The following is a 17,140-nucleotide window of genomic DNA, read 5'->3' on the forward strand; positions in this document are numbered from 1 at the left end:
CACTTGGCCAGGAGCTGTCATGTCTCAACCTCGTGCCCGCATCGCCTCACAGCTTGGCCTTGCGCTCGCCGTTATCCTGGCGATCGTCATCAGCGGTAGTACCCTGTTTGCGCTGCGTTCGCTGGACACGGCCAACCTCGCCACCCGCGAAGAGCACCTGGCGAGCGAGGCGCGGTTGCTGGCCGACCAGTTGAGTACGTTTCACGGCACGCTGCGTGAAAGTACCCAGCGTCTGGCCGGGCTGTTCGAGAAGCGCTTCAGCGCAGGGCTGAGCGTACATCCGGACGAGCCGGTGGCCGTGGCGGGCACGCAGACCCCGGGCCTGCACCTGGGCAGCGAAGTGTTGAACAACAATTTCAAGGAAGTGGACGAGTTCAAGCAAATGACCGCGGGCGTGGCGACGGTGTTCGTGCGCAGCGGCGATGAGCTCATTCGGGTCAGCACCTCCCTGAGCAAACAGGACGGCAGCCGCGCCATCGGTACGCTGCTGGATCATGCCAATCCGGCCTATGCACGCTTGATGGCGGGGCAGAGCTATGTGGGTCGCGCGTTGCTCTTCGAACGTTCCTACATGACGCAGTACACCCCCGTACGCGACAGCAGCGGTAAGGTGATTGCCGTACTGTTCGTAGGATTCGATTACACCGACGCGCAGAACGCGCAGTTCGCCAACCTCAAGCGCTTCCGCATCGGCCAGACCGGTTCGTTGGCGCTGCTGGACGAACAGAACAAATGGCTGGTGCCGATTGCCGGCGTGCAAGCACTGGATCAAGCCGTCCCGGCCATCGCCGTTCTGGCGAAAACCCCGGGCAAGGGCAATTTCTGGAGCGACACGGCGGAAGATTTCTACAGCATTGCCGTGCCATTCGAAGGCGGGCCGTGGTCGGTGGTGGCAAGCATGCCGAAAGCCGAAATCCGCGAGGTGACCTGGAGCGTTGGCATTCAATTGGCAATTGGCAGTCTGCTGGCGATGTTGATCGCCGTGGGCTCGGCTGTCTGGCTGCTGCGCAGCAAACTCGCACCGCTGGGCGATCTGGTGCGTCAGGCCGAAGCATTGGGTGCGGGTGATCTGAGCGTGCGTCTGAGTGTGTCGAGCAACGACGAAATCGGTCAGTTGGCCCGCGCCTTCAACCAGATGAGCCAGGCGCTGTCGACGATGGTCGAGCACATCCGCAGGGCCTCGCAAGAGGTCAACAGCCGTGCCCAGGCGTTGTCCGGTTTGTCTGGCGGTGCCTATGAAGGCATGGAGCAGCAGTCCGGCGAGATCACCAGCATGGCCGGGGCCGTGGAAGAATTCAGCGCCACCTCGTTGAACATTGCCGACAACATGGGCAGCACTCAGCGTCTGGCGCAGGAAAACGCACAGCAAACCCAGATCGGTCGTACATCGATGGATGAAGCGTCCTCGTCCCTGGAGCAAATCGCTGGCGCGTTGAACAGCACCGCCACGGTGATCAACACCTTGGGTCAGCGTTCGCAGGAGATTGGCGGCATTGTCGGCGTGATCACCTCGATTGCCGAACAAACCAACTTGCTGGCGCTCAACGCCGCCATCGAAGCGGCGCGTGCCGGGGAGCAGGGCCGTGGTTTCGCGGTGGTGGCCGATGAAGTGCGCAACCTGGCTTCGCGTACCCGTCAGGCCACGGATGAGATTTCCGGGATGATCCAGAGCATTCAGCAGGAAACCGGCAACGCCATCAGCACCATGGAGCAGGGCAACGTCTTGATGCAGGAAGGCTTGTCGCGCAACGCCAACGTCGCCTCGGCGCTGGCGCGGATCGATGAGCAAAGCCGTTCCGCCGGTGAGCAATTCGCCGCGATCACCACGGCGACCCAGGAGCAGAGCAGCACCGCGACCCTGCTCAGCAGCAACCTGCAAAGCATTGCGCTGGCGAACAGTGAGCAGCGGGAAGTGGTGTCGAACCTGGCGATTACGGCCAAGGAGCTGGAGAGTCTGGCGGCCGAATTGCGCCAAGAGGTTGACCGGTTTCGTTGAGTCGCCCCTGAAATCGCCATCGCGAGCAAGCTTGCTCCTACAGTTTTGATGTCGTTCACAAAAGCGTAGAACGCCACACATCCTGTAGGAGCAAGCTTGCTCGCGATGGTCTCACCTCGATCTGCAGTCCTGCCGATCAATCACACTTGGCGTTGCTCGACACTTCCTTGGTCGCCATTTTCAGCTGGTTGCCCAATTCTGCCGCGTTAGTGCTGCTGTAAACCCGGCCACCGGTGTTTTCAGCGATGCAGCGGGACGGGCCACCGGCACCGATTTTCACCACGTTGACCCGCAGCCGTGGTTGTTCCCTGGCGATTTGGCGCGATACCGCGCAAGCGTCTTTCTGGCAACCGTCCTCACCGTCGACGAACATCACGATCACCGCATCGTTATTGCGCCCATCGACGGTGCTTGCTGCGTGGGCCAGGCTGTCGGCCAGCGGTGTGCCGTCGTTGGGAACCAGGCCTCGAATCCCGTTGATCAGCCGCTGGCGGTCGCCGAACTTGAACACGCCTTGGTCCGGTGTGCTGTTGCAGCCGGCGAAGGTGATGAGGCGCGTGTCGATCTTCGGGTCCAGCCCGTTGATCATGCCGGCCAGCGAGTCCTTGGCGACGTCCATGCGGCTGGGTTTGGCGAAGATCTGCATGGTGCGGTTCGCATCCAGGTACTTGTTCATCTCATTGCCGAAGAACCAGTCCTCATCGGCTTTCACTGACTTGATGTTCAAATCCATCGAGCCCGAGGTGTCGAGCACCACCACGAATTGCGGGATCTCTGCGTTTGGCGCCTTTTTGCGGCACGCGAAGTTGTCCAGCGTCGGTGCCGGTGGCGGGGCAGCCACCACCGGTTTGGGCGGCGGGACCGGTTTGGGGGCGGGCACCGGTGCTGGTTCTGGAACCGGTACGGGTTCCGGTTCCGGTTCCGGTTCCACGACAGGCTCCGGTTCCACCACCGGCTCGGGAACAGGTGCAACCGGTTTCTCAATCGGCGTCACCACAGGGGCGATCGGTTCGACCGGTACAACTTTTTCCCGGTGCAGGAACCACCAGTAAGCCCAGAGCGCCAGGAGCAACAACAGCAGCGCCAGCAATGCCGCCGCGATCCACCATCCCCGGCGCGACGGCGGCACGGCCGCAGCCAGCGGAGCAAGCGGGACGACCGGGGGCACAATCGGTTTTGGCGGTCGCTGGTTCCAGCGCACCACCAACGGTTCACCGTTGAGGCTGTACAGTTTGTCCAGCTCGGGTGTACCGAGCAGGCTGCGCAAGTCATCCGCTACCGTGGGCTGACCGCGTTTTTGCAGTTCGTCCGCCAACTGTCCGAGGGACGTCTGACGCACTTCATAGGTTTCCAGCAATCGCCGTTGAGCGTCTTCGTTGAGGTCGGCATAGGGCGTGGGTTGGCCACCCAGTTCGGTCCACCATTCCAGCACCTCGCCGCTGCCCATTCGCGGGATGGCGAAGAGACTGGCGACGGTCGGCGGAAAGTGTTTCTGGATGAGGGCGACTTTGGCTTGCAGCGCACTCATCCCCTCCGGTGTGGCTTGCGCATCCCTGATGACCCGCTGCATGACGTCGATTCCTGAAAAGGCTGCAGGCCTCCGGCGGGAGGCCTGCGGGGTGAAAAGTTACTCTTCGTAACCGAGGCTGAATTGCAGTTGATTGACCTTCTTCTGCAACGTCTTCAGCTGTTCCTGCTTGGCGGCCAGTGCCGCCGGTGAAGGCTTGGTCACGGGCGCAGCCTGCGAGTCCTTGAGCTGCTGTTCGAGCCCGGCGATCTGCTTCTGCACCTGGCCTTCATTGCCACGACGCGCTTTCAGCGAGGTCAGCAACTTGCCCAGCGACTGGTTCAGTTCAGCCTGGGATTTCTGCTGGCTGGCCAAATCGGTTTTGCTGCTCAGCTGCTGAGCCTGAATGTTCTCGTACACCTGACGGAACATCGCGTTTTGCTGGCGGGACTCGGCCAGGGCCAGTTCCTTCTGTTTGACCTGATCGCTGTAACCACCAGAGTAGTCGCAGTTCATCTTGGTCAGCATGCTGCTGTCGCGATTGGTCGCGTCGCATTCGCCGGGTTTCGTCGCGCAACCGCTCAAGGCGAGGACGGCGGTCATGACTGCAAATTGTCGTAACGTCATGTGCTTAACCCAGAGTGATTGCGGAGCGCTGACTGTAGAGACCGTCGACTTCCTTTTGCAGGGCCGCGACTTTCTCGTTCATTTTCAGAATGCTCACATCCACCTGCTTCATCTCGGCGCTGGAGCCTTGCTGACGCTCAAGGTCGGCCACCTTGGTGTACTCGGTGACCTTGTTGCGCATGTTGCCCAGGTCCTTGCGCAGGCGCGCGATGTTCGAATCGATTTCGGCGATTTGCACCTGAGCCTTGGTCTTGTCGATCTTCTTGCTGACGATGTCCTTTTTGATCTGGGCGATGCGCACCTGGTCATCCTTGATCACTTGCTGAGCGGTCTCGGTGCGGGCAATCACATTGCGGGTGTCTTGCTCGACGTCGCTGTTCATCTTCGCCAGGCGGGTGGTGGTGTCGGAGTATTCGCTGCGACGTTGATCCAGATAATAGTTCGCGCCCATGGCCACGCCACACGCGGTAATACCGGCGGCGATGGCGCAGACCGCCTTGTTGCTGCTGTTGGACAGCGCGCAACCGAGGATGCCGACGCCGGCGCCGACGGCGCAAGCCTGGTAACCGGATTTGCTGAAGAACTGCGCGTCATTGCCCTGGGTCAGGCGCGGGTCTGTGCCGTCGCTGCCGCCGAGCATTGAACTGCCGGTGTTGGCGCAACCGGTCAGCAACAGGCTGCCGGTAACAACGAATGCGATCTGTAGCTTGAAGCGAGTCCAAAGGCTGCGCGACATGGTGGGGCTCCTTGATGACGGTGTTGGCAGTTGTTATTGAGTGACGGTCTTGCAGCTGGTCAGCCAGGCGTCAGTATCGATCTTCTGTTTTTGCAGAAAGGTCTTCTGATTCGCCCAGTGCGTGCGCAAGTACGGTTTAAGGTCCTGAAGCTGTTTGTTGCGGGTGATGATTTCTTCCATCACCGGAACCTGTGCCTCGAGCAGCGGCTGACCGTACAACGTCGCCGATTCCACCAGGCTGCTGGCGTAGTAACGGCTGAGTTTGTGCAGGCGATCCTTCTGCTCGTCGAGCTTGCCCTTGCGCATGTCGCAACTGGCGTCTTTGTCGGCGGCTTCGCAATTGAGCTTGTAGTTTTTCTGCAGGAAGTCCACGTACTGGCCGTCGTCGAGCATCTTGGTGCACAGGAACGCACCCAGGTTGAGGCTGGCGCGGATCGCCTGGTCGCGGGTTTCTTCCTGCTGCTGGTTGCTGGCGCGCAGCTGGTTTTCCAGGGCCTGGAGTTTTTCCTTGAGCGCTTTGTCTTCAACGCCCGAGGCCAGCGTGTTCAGCGACTGAACCGTGCCTTTGTCGGCTGATTCGGTTTCCTTGCTGCCGGTGCCGAGTTTCTTCCAGCTGCTTTCGATGCTGGCCACGCGTTCGCGAGAGGTGAGGGTCGGCGAGACCAGGACCAGGCGCAGGCCGGTGGTTTTGTTTTTCACCTGGCCTTCGGCGTTGTAGTAGGGCTCTTCCTTGCGCAAAGCGGTGCGCAGGTCGGCCTGGGCCGTCAGGTAGTTGCCGCCCCGCACGACGTAGCCGCCCGCCTGACCGTGCTGACGGTCAAGTTTGTTCAGGCGAAACGGTTCGAACATCATTTCGTCGACGTTGCCGAGCATGTCATGCAGGCCCAGCGGATTAGGCTTTTGCAGGCCGGACAACTGCAATTTGCCGTTGGACGATTGCGCCCCGGCGAACCACTCGTAAGCGTTGATGCCATCGGGCATCGGGTAGCGCGTATCGCGAAACTCCGCGGCGCCGACTTCCAGGCCGCCGCGCGCGGCGAACTCCCACTCGACTTCGGTCGGCAAGCGCAGGAAACCCAGCGCGCCGTCTTCTTTCGGCAGCTTGCCGGCAGCGTTCTTGCGTAGCCACAGGTTGTATTTGTCCGCCGCTTCGACGGCTTGCACCCAGCTCACGGCGACTTGCGGCAGGCGCATTTTGGTCGCGGCGGTGGGGCAGGTTTCGTCGGTCAGGGCGGCGTACTGCAACTGGCTCATCTCGTACTTGGCCATCAGGTAGTAGCGGGATTTGTCGTTCTTGGCCCCCGTGAAACTGCCGGCGATAAACGTCGGTCGAGTCTGTTCGACGTAGCCGTATTCCGCGCCGTCCTGACCGATGTTGATCGGGTAGTCGTCGAGCGGTCCGGTGACCGGAATGAACACCTTGCGAAACACCATCGAGCCTTCGCAGGGCATCGGCAGCACGACGTCGCTGGCCTCGGGCATCGGGTTGTAATACTTCTCTTCCCAGCCCGCCGCCGAGGCGTCGAGCAGGTAGCCCAGGCTCAGGGGCAACAGCAAGCCAAAACGTTTATAGCTCACGCAGACTCTCCGCAGGTTGGATGCTGATGGCTCGCACGGCGCCGATCACGGCCACCAGTGCAGCGACCAGAAAGGTCAGGAGCAGGGCGGCGAGGCCATGCCAAAGTGTGATGTGGCAGACAAAGGTGCCGGTGGCCTGGCTGCTGCCGAGCAAGTAGTCGAACAGATGGCTGCCGACCGCGTAAAAAGCTAATCCGCCGAGGTAGCCAGCGAGGCTCAGCAACAGCGCTTGCAGGACCACGAAACCGGCGACCGCCGTGCGCTTGAACCCCAGCAGGCGCAGCACCGCGAGGCTTTTGCGCTTGCGGTCGATGTTGGCCAGGAACGCGCCGACCATCGACGCCACACAGCCGATCAACGCCGCCAGGGCAATAACGCCGAAGATCAGCCCCAGCACATGGTTGATGGCTTTGACGTTGTCGATGTCGGCCAGTCGGCTCGAGGTTTCGATGTGCTGTTCGTTGAGCCAGCGCTCCAGCGGTGCCACTTGGTCGATGTCACGGGCGTAAACGCGGGCGCGGGCATACAGCGGTTGCAGATCGCCCTGAGGTTTGCCGGTGTCGATACCGAATGCGCTGACCTGGTAACCGTCGCGAAAGCGCTCCAGGTTCAGCAGCAGCGGTGGGGCGACAAACCCGGCAGCGCGGCCGAAACGGGCACCATCGAGTATCGCCAGCACGCTTAATGTCATCTCGCCGCGCTCATTGACGCCTTCCAGGCGACGCAACACACGCAGTTGCACGCGGTCGCCGACCTTGGCCTGCAAGCGTTGTGCGGCGCGGGCGCTGAGGATCACTTGATCGCCGGTGGGGTTGAGTTGCGGCAGGTTCAGCTGCGGATCGCCGGGTTCGGTGGCGATGATTTCCGCGCCTTCGACGAAGCGCTGCATGCCGATCAGCAAATCCGCCTGGGTGTTGAGCGAGCGGGTCTGGCCGAGGGCAAAACCGGTTTCGGGTCGCAGGCGCAGGCGCTCGATCCAGGCAGTGTCGTAGTTGCCGTTGCTGAGCATCTTTACTTCGAGGTTGCGCGGGTCGCGTAGCAGTTCGTCCTGCAACTGGCTGACCACGCCGTGCTTGAGGCCGAACAGCAGCAACAACGGCGCGATCACCGCCACCAATGACGCGGCAATGCACAGCGACACCTTGCGGTCGTGCCACAGGTCTTGCAGAGCCAGCGTGCCCAGCAGGCGCAGTCGATCAGTCCATCGGTTCAAACAGTGTCTCTCCCTGACGGCTGATAGCGCCGAGTCGCGGCAAGCCGAAATCCTTGAGCAACGCCCAGTCATGGGACACCACGAGGGCACTCAGGCCCATGCTCGAGACCAGACTCAGCAGCAATTCAAACAGGCGCCGTGCGCTGTGCGGGTCGAGCGCGGCGGTCGGTTCGTCCGCCAACAGCAGCAGCGGTTCGTGGGCAATGGCGCGAACGCAGGCCACGCGCTGGCGTTCGCCGATCGACAGCGCCTGCGGCTTTTTATCCAGCAGTCCTTGCAGGCGCAATACCTCAACCGCATGGTCGATGTGCGCGCTGTTGGCCGACATGCCGAGCAAGCGACGGGGCAGGCTGATGTTGTCGCGCACACTCAGAAACGGCAGCAGGCCGCCGCTTTGCAGAATGAACCCCAGATGCCGCGAACGCACCGCCGCCAAAGCCGGTTGATCATCTGAGGCAAGCAATTGGGCGATGTCTTGACCCTGCGTTGCACCCAGGCGAAAACGCTCAAGTTCGACCGGCGCCAGCAGCAGGCCGATGGCTTCAAGTAACGTGCTTTTACCGCAGCCGCTCTCGCCAGTGATGGCGAGGATTTCCCCGGCGCCGACCTGCAATTGCGGCAGGCGCACGTGATGGGCCAGCGCGCCTTCACCACGGCGCACCAGCAGGTTCCTGATATCGAGCATGGGCGTCTCGTTAAGGCATCATTTCCAGAGGCACCGGGTACACGTTGTCCCGCGCATCGCTGTCCTTGGCTAACGCCACCCAGCGGTCGACATCAGCGTTGTAACGCTGGTAGTGCCGCAGTTTGGTGTTGAGCGTGCGGATGAATTTCTCCTGCGCCAGACCGTCCCAGCTCTTCCAGGTCTCTTCATCCAGGTTCAGCACTTCGCTCTGGTATGGCAGGTCTTCGAGGTACTCGCCAAGCACGCCCATGTCTGCCAGTTTGGCGTTGCCGTTCTGCTTGAGCTGGTTCGGATCGGCGCCCATGGTCGCGGCCACCGAGCGCAGGCGATCGAACATCTCCGTCGGCGAAATCAGGCCTTCGTTGGCGGCGTCGAGGATCTGCTTCATCACGTCGCTCAAGTCGCTGAGCTGGGACTTGGTCAGCAGCACCCGCACGTCGGTGGTGGGGATGTTCTGCTTGATCAGGTCACGGTCGGTGATCCACGCCTTGAATACCGGCGGGGCCTTGCTGTTGGTCTTCTCGCCCAGATAGGCCAGTTGCATGGCGTGGCCGATCAGTGCGGCGTCCTCGAGCATTTTCTTCTCGGCCGGGTCCTGCTTGGCGTTCGCGGCGCTGCCGATGGCGTCTTCGCCCATGTAGGCGGCTTTGACCTGCGAGGTGATCGCCGTGGCCAACGCATCGACCTTGCGGCCGAACTCCTGAATGTCGCCGGCGTTCACCGGGTAATACAGCGAGGTGTTGGTGCCAGGGTAAGTCGACAGATTCTGGTACTGCGCCTCGGCCTTGCTGTGGTCTTTGATGCCTGCCGGGGTTTTCAGGTGCAACGTGTAAATCGCCACGCCAGGGTTGGCGGCTTCAAGGCGAACCTGCGAGGCGCTCAAACCGGTTTTCGACAGTTTGTCGTCGCCTTCGATGGCGCCGGCATCAGTGATCAGCACCACGTAGCGCGCGCCGAACTGGCTCCAGTCGACCTTGTCGATGCTGTGCATGACGCCCGCGTAGGCGTCTTCGTCGAAGCTGCTGCTCGACACCTTGGCCTGCTTGAGGTCAGCGACTTTGGCGAGGAAGTCGGAGCTGTCCTTCACCTGAGCCGGGTCAGCGTACATCTTGCTGGTGTATTCCAGCCCCGGCACCGCTTCAGTGCTGGAACGGAACGCCACCAGGCCGAATTTGACCTGTTTGCCGAGGTTCTGCGATTCGATCTGCTGATAAACCTTGCGGATCGCTTCGCGCGTGCGGTCGATGTACGGGTCCATGGAAATCGTCGAGTCGATGACAAACACCACCGCCGCGCTGAATTCCTTCAGTTGGCTGGCGGCCTTGTCTTCGGCCTCTTTGCCGCCGGACGCATTTTTGCCAGCCCCGCCCTTGGGGTCTTTTTCGTCGGGCTTGCTGACCGATGCGACATTGAGCAGGCGCGTGCGGAAGCCGGCTTCGGTCATGACTTCTTCGCCGCTGAGCACGGGCAGCAGGTAGAACTGCTTTTGCAGGTCGACGAAGTATTCAGGTTCTTCGGCCAGCACGCCGGGCGCTTGCTTGCCCTTCTTTAACGTAGCGCGCAGCGGGGCGACTTTGCTCACCGGGTCCGGCGCATCGAGAATGCCTTCGACCGTGGCGCGTTCCTTGAAGAACAGCAACCGGTCACGGTTGGCCGGGTTGGTGAAGGCCAGGGTCAGCTGCATTTTCCAGTCGGTGGTGCAACTTGCCGGCAGCCAGCCAATGGTTTTGCCATAACTGTCGGGGCCGACTTTCAGCCACTCGGCATTGGCCGCCTGGGCGCGTTCGTACACGTAGAAACGGCTGAATACCGGTTGCTCCTCGCCTGCCGCGCCGCCCGCCGTCGGGCTGATCTTGCAACCTGGGGTGGTCAGCACGCGTTGGAACAAGGTTTTTTTACCGGCCTGAATCAGCGGTTTGTCATCCGCCTGGGACAGCGGGCTGATGCACAGCGCCAGCAGCGCGGCGCTGCTCAGCAGGAAACGACTCATGGGCGAACGCATCACTTCTGCAACTCCTCGAAACGCTGCTTGGCTTCGGCGTTGTTCGGGTCCTGGGTGAGGATCGTTTCGTACCAGTAGGCCGCGGTGGCGTTGTCAGCCGCTGGGAAGCACTCGCTGGCCTTCAGGTATTTAGGGTCGTACTCGCGGGCATAGGCGTTGGCGATCAGCGCGTCGCCAGCCTGGGCACGGTTGGCGTACAGGCGCTGGGCGACACCGCAGTGTTTGCCGGCCTTGGCTTCGTTGATGATCTCCAGCAGCTTGGCGCTGTCGGGTGCTGCCTTGATGCAGGTCTGGACGAAGGTCAGTTCGGGCAGGCTGTTCATGCTGTCGAGGGTGCAGGCTTGTGCATCAGCACTGGCCGGTGCAGCGGCAGCGACGGCCGGGGCGGGCGCCGGAGTGCGTTTGTAGAACCAGAACCCGGCTGCTGCTGCCAGCAGCAAGACCAGCACAAGCGCCAGGCCGATCAGGCCTTTGTTGCTTTTCTTCACCGGTGGCGCAGGAGGGGTGTAAGCGCGTTCGTTGGGCACCGATTCCAGTTCGATTTCCGGTTCGGTGGTGGGCAGGGTCAATTCCGGCAGTTCCGGGATCTCCGGGGCCGGTGTGGTCGGCGCAGTCAAATCTGCGCCGCCGTACGTCGAGCGCGTCTCGCCACCGGCCGTGGACGGCAGCAGCCCGACGCCTGGCCGGACCACACCTTTGTCGGCATGGCCCAGGCTCTGCTCGCGCAGTTCGATCTGGAATTGCGAGTTGGCGCTGCCTTCCAGCAGCGGGTCGACCACTTCCGGGCCGATCTGCGCTTCAAGCGCTTCGCCACTGGCCGCGACCGTGAAGCGCGAAACCTTGAACCAGAACGGGTTGTTGCTCCAGGCCTGTTGATCCTGGAGGTAGAAACCGTCCTGGTTACGCTGAATGGAGAATTCCAGCTGTTCCTCGCCACCCTGCCATTTCTTCACAGTGAGGCAGGCCCGGCCAGGCACATTGGGTTCTAAGGCGAGCAGGTCGACACGAATTGGCATTGCTTATCTCGCTGCGAAGGCTGTGAGCACTTGGCCCAGCCGTTCGTTCTGTTCAGGGGTGATTTCGCGACCGGCACCATGGCCGGCGTTGTCCTGTGTGATGTAGGCCAGGCCCGAAAGCCAGTCGCCGAGAAACCGTTGCGCCTGGTTCGCCGGTTGCGGCGGCAGCACCGGCACCTGTCCCGGATCGATGTCGGTGTAGAACGAGAACAACGGAGCCTTGGCACCGGCCCGGCTGTTTGGACGTTCGCTCACGGGTTTCTGGAGGTAGCCGAACCAGGACACGAAATCGCGCAGTACGCGTTGCACTTCCAGCACCTGACGCTCGACCAGTTGATCGCGCCGCGCGCCGCTCTGGGCACGCTTGAGCACAGCGCGGCTCAGTTGCCCCGGCAAGTCCTGGCGATAGCCGGCCGTGATCAGCTCGTCGACCACCGCTTCGAGCAAGGCCTTTTCCAGCCCCAGCAGGTTGAGCAGGCTTTGCCGGGTGGTCAGATCCCGCAGGTGCGCCACCCAAGCCTTGAAGGCTGCCTTGGCAAAGCGGTGCTCGTTGCTTTGCAGTTCCGGAGCCTGTGTGTGGGTCTTGCTGCTGGCCGGTGTGCTGTCGGGGCTTGCGTCATCAGCGAAATCGAAATCGAAACCGGCGTCGTTGCCGTACAGGCTCTGACTCGGTGTCGGGGCGACCGGTTCGTCGCTGACCGCGGGTTCGTCATCGGTTTCGTACACACCGCTGAGGTACAGGTCGCGCACCTCTTCGCTCGGCATGTCGAGTTGATCGATGAGTTCGCCCAGCATCGCCGGACGACGGCCCAGGACCGACAGAATCATCTGTGCCTGGGCTTTCTTGGCGGCTGCGGCGCCATCACCGTCGGCGTGATACCACGTGCTCAGACCGTGCGTGGTCAGGCCTTCAAGGCATTCGTCCAGTTGCTCGCGGATGCGCTGCAGTTTGAATTCGATCTTGGCCACGCCCTTGAAACTGCCGCTGAAGTGGCTGATGCCACCGTCATCGTTGCGCAGCATTTCTTCCCAGGTATTGGCGGGACTGTTCACGTGTTTGCACACCAGGGCGTTGCGGGCGAAGCTTTCACCCAGCGCATCGACGCGTTCCTGGTAACTGGCGTTGATCCCGGTTTCGGCGCCGCTGGCGTCCTGGACGATGAACGCCGCATCCATGCGCGGCTTGCGCACCAGAAAGGTGTTCTGGAACGGCGTGCCGGCCCAGTCGTTCATCCAGCTCAGGCTGCCGAAGCGCTCCAGCATGGTCAGCTTGACCATGCCGTTCCAGCTCTCGTCGTACTGATCGGGCGTCAGGCTAAGGGAGTTGGTGATGCGCAGGTCGAGCATGGTCAATGCCCAGATCAGACCGGTGTCGCGTTTGCTGCGAGCGGCTGCGTCGGCGCCCTGGGTCTTTTCGATCCAGCGCGTCAGCACCGGGCCAACGTCGTTGACGTCACTCTGTTTGGTCGAGCCGGTGCACACCACCAGCGCGTTCATTTCCTGGTTGTCGGTGTAGCGCTCGAACAGGTAAGCGACCTTGCCGCGCAGAATCAGCTGCGAGACGGAGTTGTCCTTGGTGGCGGACTCCGGGTCGTTGGAGTCGGCGATTTCGTGCAGCTTTTTACGTCCGCGATAGCCGGGGAAATCGAGCAAGTCGACCTGATTGACGATGTCATCAGCCGGGTCTTCGATCAGGCCGAACGTCATCTCGGCGGTCAGTGCTGCGAGTTGCGCCACCGGGATGCCCTGGCTGTTTTGCAGGCGACCGGCGACCTGAGGCCGCACGTCTATCGGCAAGTCCCGCGGGCTGCCGAAGCGCTCGAGGATGTCGACGTTCATGATGCTGTCGCGCTGGCTGTAGGTGTCGTTTTCGAAACTCACCAAGGCCTTCAACGGTGCGAATACGGTCTCGGGCAGCCCCAGCTTGTGCAACGCGCCGGCCAGTTGCTGATACACGCGCGTCAGCTCGCTTTGCTCACCCCAGAGGATGGCAAACAGCTCGGCACGCTCCTGGAAATTCAGGCGCGGTGCGAGTTGCAAGGCTTTCGGCCAATACAGGTGCTCGAGCTTCTTCACCGAGTTACGGAAGTTGTCGCGCAGGTAATCCCACAGCGACACCAGATCGTCAGCACTGACCCCCGGTTGCAGCGGCCCGGTCTCGCGGCCTTCAAACGGTTTCAGCACGCGCTGGATGCGTTCTTCATCGATCTCGTAGGAAATCCGTTCGAGGTCGAAATCCTTGAACCAGGAGTTGGCGAGAATCTTCGCCAGCTCGATTTCCTTGAACAGCGTCAGCTCCACCGGGAAAGCCGGGTCCTGGCTTGGCGTGGCCCGACGGCTGAAGCGCGTCACCAGGCCGGTGGCTTCTTTGCCGCCACCCACCGGGTTGATGTGCTTGATGAAGTCCAGGCGCTGGCCGCCGAAATCGGTTTCCAGTTTGCCGTTCTGCCCGGCCGCGAGGGCCGAAATCAGATAGGACTTACCGGCCTGGGACAAACCGAAAAAACCGATGGTCATCGGCGTGCAGGCCACGCGACCGAGGCTGTGAGCCAGGTTGCGGGCACGGTGCAGGCGGATGTTCAGGTTGTCGGCTTCGCTGTCCAGACGCGGCGCGTTGACACGGGTCTGGCCAATCCACTCCAGCGCCTGACCGGCACCTTCATAAACAGCGGCCCAGCGGGTAGAGAGCTGATGTTGATCGGGGGTCAGGTCATTCATTTGCGTTTCACACTTCCACTGTCGAGCCAGTACTTGGTCTCGCTCAGGCCGGCGTCGAGCATGGTGTTGAGTTCCAGCTCGAGGTCGCTGCGCGGGTTGAAGTTGACGTTGCTGCTGTTGGATTCGATGTCGCGTACCGAGAGGCGGTCGCTGACCAGATCCTGCTTGCGCGTGTACTTGTCCGCCGGTTTGACTTCGAAGCGCACCTTGAGCAGCGGCGCGCTGCCGTTTTCACCGATCGCGCGGGAGAACTTCTCCCGACCGGCCTTGGTGAAACGCAAGGTGTACAGCGGCGAAGCGGCCCAGCGGTCGGCGGCCAACTGGCGGAAACCGAGGCGCAGATCGCCGCGCATTTCCAGTTGCGGCGTGTCGGCGGCATCGCCGGTGCCGATCTCCGGCAGCTTGATTTTGTAGTCTTCGGACTGGATGTCGCGGTACAGCACGTCGGCATCCTTGATCACGTTGTTCAGGTCGATGACGCCGATGTGCTTGACCGTCGAATACGGTTTGAGCGCCGAAGAGCGGAAGTAGAAGTTCGGTACGCTGTGGTTGGCGCACAACAGGCACAGCATCGCGCCGACCGAAGCGGTACTTTTCGGGTCGTCGATCCGGCCGTTCTTGTGGAACGGGTACCAGCCGCCGGTGCGGTAATTCTGCAGTGCCAGGATGCGCCCCGGTGGCAGCGGCAATACTTTGCGGATGAACGCCTGAATGCCGGGCAGACGCGAAGGGCGGCCGGTCAGCAGCAGGACGTCGCACGGGTAATGCGCGACGACTTCGCAGAGCGCACCGAGGATTTTGGTGATGTTGATCTGATCGTTGAGGAACGCAGCGTGGAGCTTTTGCAGGTCGAAGCTGATCGGCGATTCATACAGGTCAAAGGCGCTTTGACCGCCGACATCGCGACGCACGGCGGCGTTGACGTAGTCGAGCACTGTCTGGCTGATCGCGTTGTCGCCCAGCAATTGGCGGTATGTCTGGGTGCTGACTTCCTGCTGGTCCTGCGGATCGTAATGCTCGTAGGCCTTGAGCAGCGCCAGGCCCAGCGGTGCGAATACCTGCAGGTTCAGTTGCTGGCGCAGGATCATGTCCTGGGCGCTGACCGATTCATCGCCACACAGCCGCGACATCAGCGAGTCGGGCGATTTGACGCCTGAGACCTGCAAGGCTTTCTCGAAGCTCGGCAGGACGAAGTCCTGAATCACGTCCAGCAGAATGTCATCGCCGGCCACTTTGAAGCCATCGCGAAAACGCTGCTCGGGCACGATGTGCACGTTGCTGCCGCTGCCGGTATTGCCGGCACGGTCGAGGCGATAATCGGTGATCACCAGGTCGGTGGTGCCGCCGCCGATGTCGATGGTCGCCAGGGTAATGCGCTCACGGTCGGTTTTGTCCGGCCGGGCGATGGTGTCGAAAAACTCTTCCGGGTGACCAGCGAAGTTCTCATTGACCTCGGTGTACAGGTACACCAACTGGCCGCAGGAGGCTTCGTCCCATTCGACGCGGATGCTCGGGATCGGCGTGCGCGGGCTGACCGCCTGATCCTGATGCGGGTCTTCCTCGCCGGTGTGCCAGCCGAGGCTTTTCCACACCAGGCCGATGGCCTGCTGCATGCGTTCGTTGAGGATGCTGCGCTCGGCCTGCGGCATGCCTGGCGGCACGGTCAGGGTGATGCTGTTGAGCTGGCGCGGCACACGGGTGTGACCCTGGCGCGAGCGTTGCGCCGGGCTGTTGATTTGCGACAGCGCCTGCGCCAGGACCTCGGCGAGCATGAAAGTCATCAGCGAACTGCGCGAGTAGCGCGGCATGAACACTGGCAGACGATCGTCTTCTTCGAGGCTGTAAAGCGCCTCGCCGGTTTCGTTGATCAGGTGCGAGAACGGCGCAGCGGTGGCGTACGGTTCGTTGTCGGTCTTGATGTACGAGCAGTTGAAGCGCCAGCCATGGCCGTAGGCGTTTTCGTCCCATAGGTAACGTTTCGGGCTGGACAGGCCGGTCGAGCCTTCGGTGCCGCGGCGACGGCTGGCCAGACGGCTGGCTTCATTGCCGACGCGGGCAATCGTCGCCCACTGGAACGCATCATGCCGACCGCTTTTGACCGAGCAGTGGTCCTTGCCGAAATACGCCTGGGCGAATTCCACGCGACTTTCGAACGGCTGATTGTAGGTGTGCTCGGGGGTGATCAGGTCACGCAGTTCCAGCACGTAATTCTGCTTCAGGCCCGAGCCGGCCTGACCGTGGTTCTCGATCAGAATGCCGCAGGTGCGTGAGTTGCCGACGTCCAGCACCAGGTCCACCGGAATCGGTTTGACCAGGCCATTGCTGTCGTTGGCGACCACTTTCAATTCAGGGATTTCAACTTTCGGCCGGGCCGTCGACTGCGCCGCCGCCGATGGCTTGCTCAAAAGACTCAGCAAGTTGAGGTAGTGCGCCAGGTGATAGTTGGCGCGGATGTCGATGTCCAGCTCTTCACGCGAACGGTGGGCATTGCCCTCGTTGAACACTTCGAGCAGCCATTCGTTGACCCACGGCTGGGCCAGGAACCAGCGGGTTTCGCTGGCCTTGGTCGCCAGTTTGAAGGACACGCCGGAGCTGATGTCTTCTTCGTTCGGCGCCAGATAGGCAGTGCCGTCGCGCTTGGGCATCACGCGGCTGTCGAACGCCATCGTCAGGCGATGGGTGTTGCCGTCGATGTCGGGCGTCGCCAGTTTCACCAGACGCATGCGCGACCAGTTGCTCGGGCCTTCGTCGAAGCGGTGGGGGGGCATGAAGCGGAAAAACGGCGTCGGCAGCCAGATACCGTCCAGCAGTTCGAGACTGCTTTTCATGTCGACGCTGAACGCCGGTTTGGCCTTTTCGACCTTTTCCGGTTCGGGCTCGTAGAAGTAGAAGTCTTTCTCTTCGTTGTACATCAAGCGGCAGATCAGCCCGCTGATCATCGGCGCGAACTCTCCTGCCGGCTCTTTGCGAGGATCCAGGCGCAGGGCGAAATCCATGAACTGGATACCGGTGTCGCTGACGAGCGTGACGGTGTCTTCGAATTGGGTGACTTCAGGCAACAT

At 61.8% G+C, this 17,140-nt stretch carries 11 protein-coding genes; 1 reads left to right on the forward strand and 10 read right to left on the reverse strand.

Features of this window, described 5'->3' with window-relative positions; genetic code table 11:
- Nucleotides 1-19: 19 nt before the first annotated feature.
- A complete protein-coding gene (locus ACI77H_RS01385; protein ID WP_407010008.1) occupies nucleotides 20-1,996 on the forward strand; it encodes a methyl-accepting chemotaxis protein in 1,977 nt (658 codons plus the stop codon).
- 136 nt (nucleotides 1,997-2,132) lie between these two features.
- Here the strand turns inward: ACI77H_RS01385 and ACI77H_RS01390 are convergent, their stop codons facing one another.
- From ACI77H_RS01390 to ACI77H_RS01435, 10 genes are read right to left on the reverse strand one after another with little or no spacing between them, the layout of a single operon-like run.
- Entirely contained in the window at nucleotides 2,133-3,566 is a 1,434-nt protein-coding gene (locus ACI77H_RS01390; protein WP_407010009.1) for a vWA domain-containing protein, read from the reverse strand.
- Nucleotides 3,567-3,623: 57 nt separating this feature from the next.
- Nucleotides 3,624-4,130 carry a hypothetical protein gene (locus ACI77H_RS01395; protein WP_407010010.1) on the reverse strand — a complete coding sequence of 169 codons (507 nt, stop codon included), beginning with the start codon at nucleotides 4,128-4,130 and terminating at the stop codon, nucleotides 3,624-3,626.
- Between the two features lie 4 nt (nucleotides 4,131-4,134).
- Complete coding sequence (locus ACI77H_RS01400; RefSeq protein ID WP_407010011.1) at nucleotides 4,135-4,866, reverse strand: hypothetical protein; 732 nt, start codon at nucleotides 4,864-4,866, stop codon at nucleotides 4,135-4,137.
- Between the two features lie 33 nt (nucleotides 4,867-4,899).
- Nucleotides 4,900-6,444, reverse strand: coding sequence for an SUMF1/EgtB/PvdO family nonheme iron enzyme (locus tag ACI77H_RS01405; RefSeq protein ID WP_407010012.1), 1,545 nt, complete (start codon nucleotides 6,442-6,444; stop codon nucleotides 4,900-4,902).
- Complete coding sequence (locus ACI77H_RS01410; RefSeq protein ID WP_407010013.1) at nucleotides 6,434-7,657, reverse strand: ABC transporter permease; 1,224 nt, start codon at nucleotides 7,655-7,657, stop codon at nucleotides 6,434-6,436. Before ACI77H_RS01410 ends, ACI77H_RS01405 begins: the two co-directional genes overlap by 11 nt.
- Nucleotides 7,641-8,342, reverse strand: a complete 702-nt coding sequence (locus tag ACI77H_RS01415; protein ID WP_407010014.1) for an ABC transporter ATP-binding protein — start codon at nucleotides 8,340-8,342, stop codon at nucleotides 7,641-7,643. The genes ACI77H_RS01410 and ACI77H_RS01415 overlap by 17 nt, the downstream gene beginning before the upstream one ends.
- A gap of 10 nt (nucleotides 8,343-8,352) precedes the next feature.
- Nucleotides 8,353-10,332 (reverse strand): vWA domain-containing protein, encoded by a 1,980-nt coding sequence (locus ACI77H_RS01420; RefSeq protein ID WP_407010343.1) that lies wholly within the window; start codon nucleotides 10,330-10,332, stop codon nucleotides 8,353-8,355.
- A gap of 11 nt (nucleotides 10,333-10,343) precedes the next feature.
- Nucleotides 10,344-11,360, reverse strand: coding sequence for a hypothetical protein (locus ACI77H_RS01425; protein ID WP_407010015.1), 1,017 nt, complete (start codon nucleotides 11,358-11,360; stop codon nucleotides 10,344-10,346).
- Between the two features lie 3 nt (nucleotides 11,361-11,363).
- On the reverse strand, nucleotides 11,364-14,078 hold the full coding sequence (locus tag ACI77H_RS01430) for a putative virulence factor (protein WP_407010016.1): 2,715 nt from the start codon (nucleotides 14,076-14,078) through the stop codon (nucleotides 11,364-11,366).
- Entirely contained in the window at nucleotides 14,075-17,140 is a 3,066-nt protein-coding gene (locus ACI77H_RS01435) for a virulence factor SrfB (protein ID WP_407010017.1), read from the reverse strand. Before ACI77H_RS01435 ends, ACI77H_RS01430 begins: the two co-directional genes overlap by 4 nt.

Source organism: Pseudomonas sp. O230 (assembly GCF_045447035.1).
Lineage (GTDB): Bacteria > Pseudomonadota > Gammaproteobacteria > Pseudomonadales > Pseudomonadaceae > Aquipseudomonas.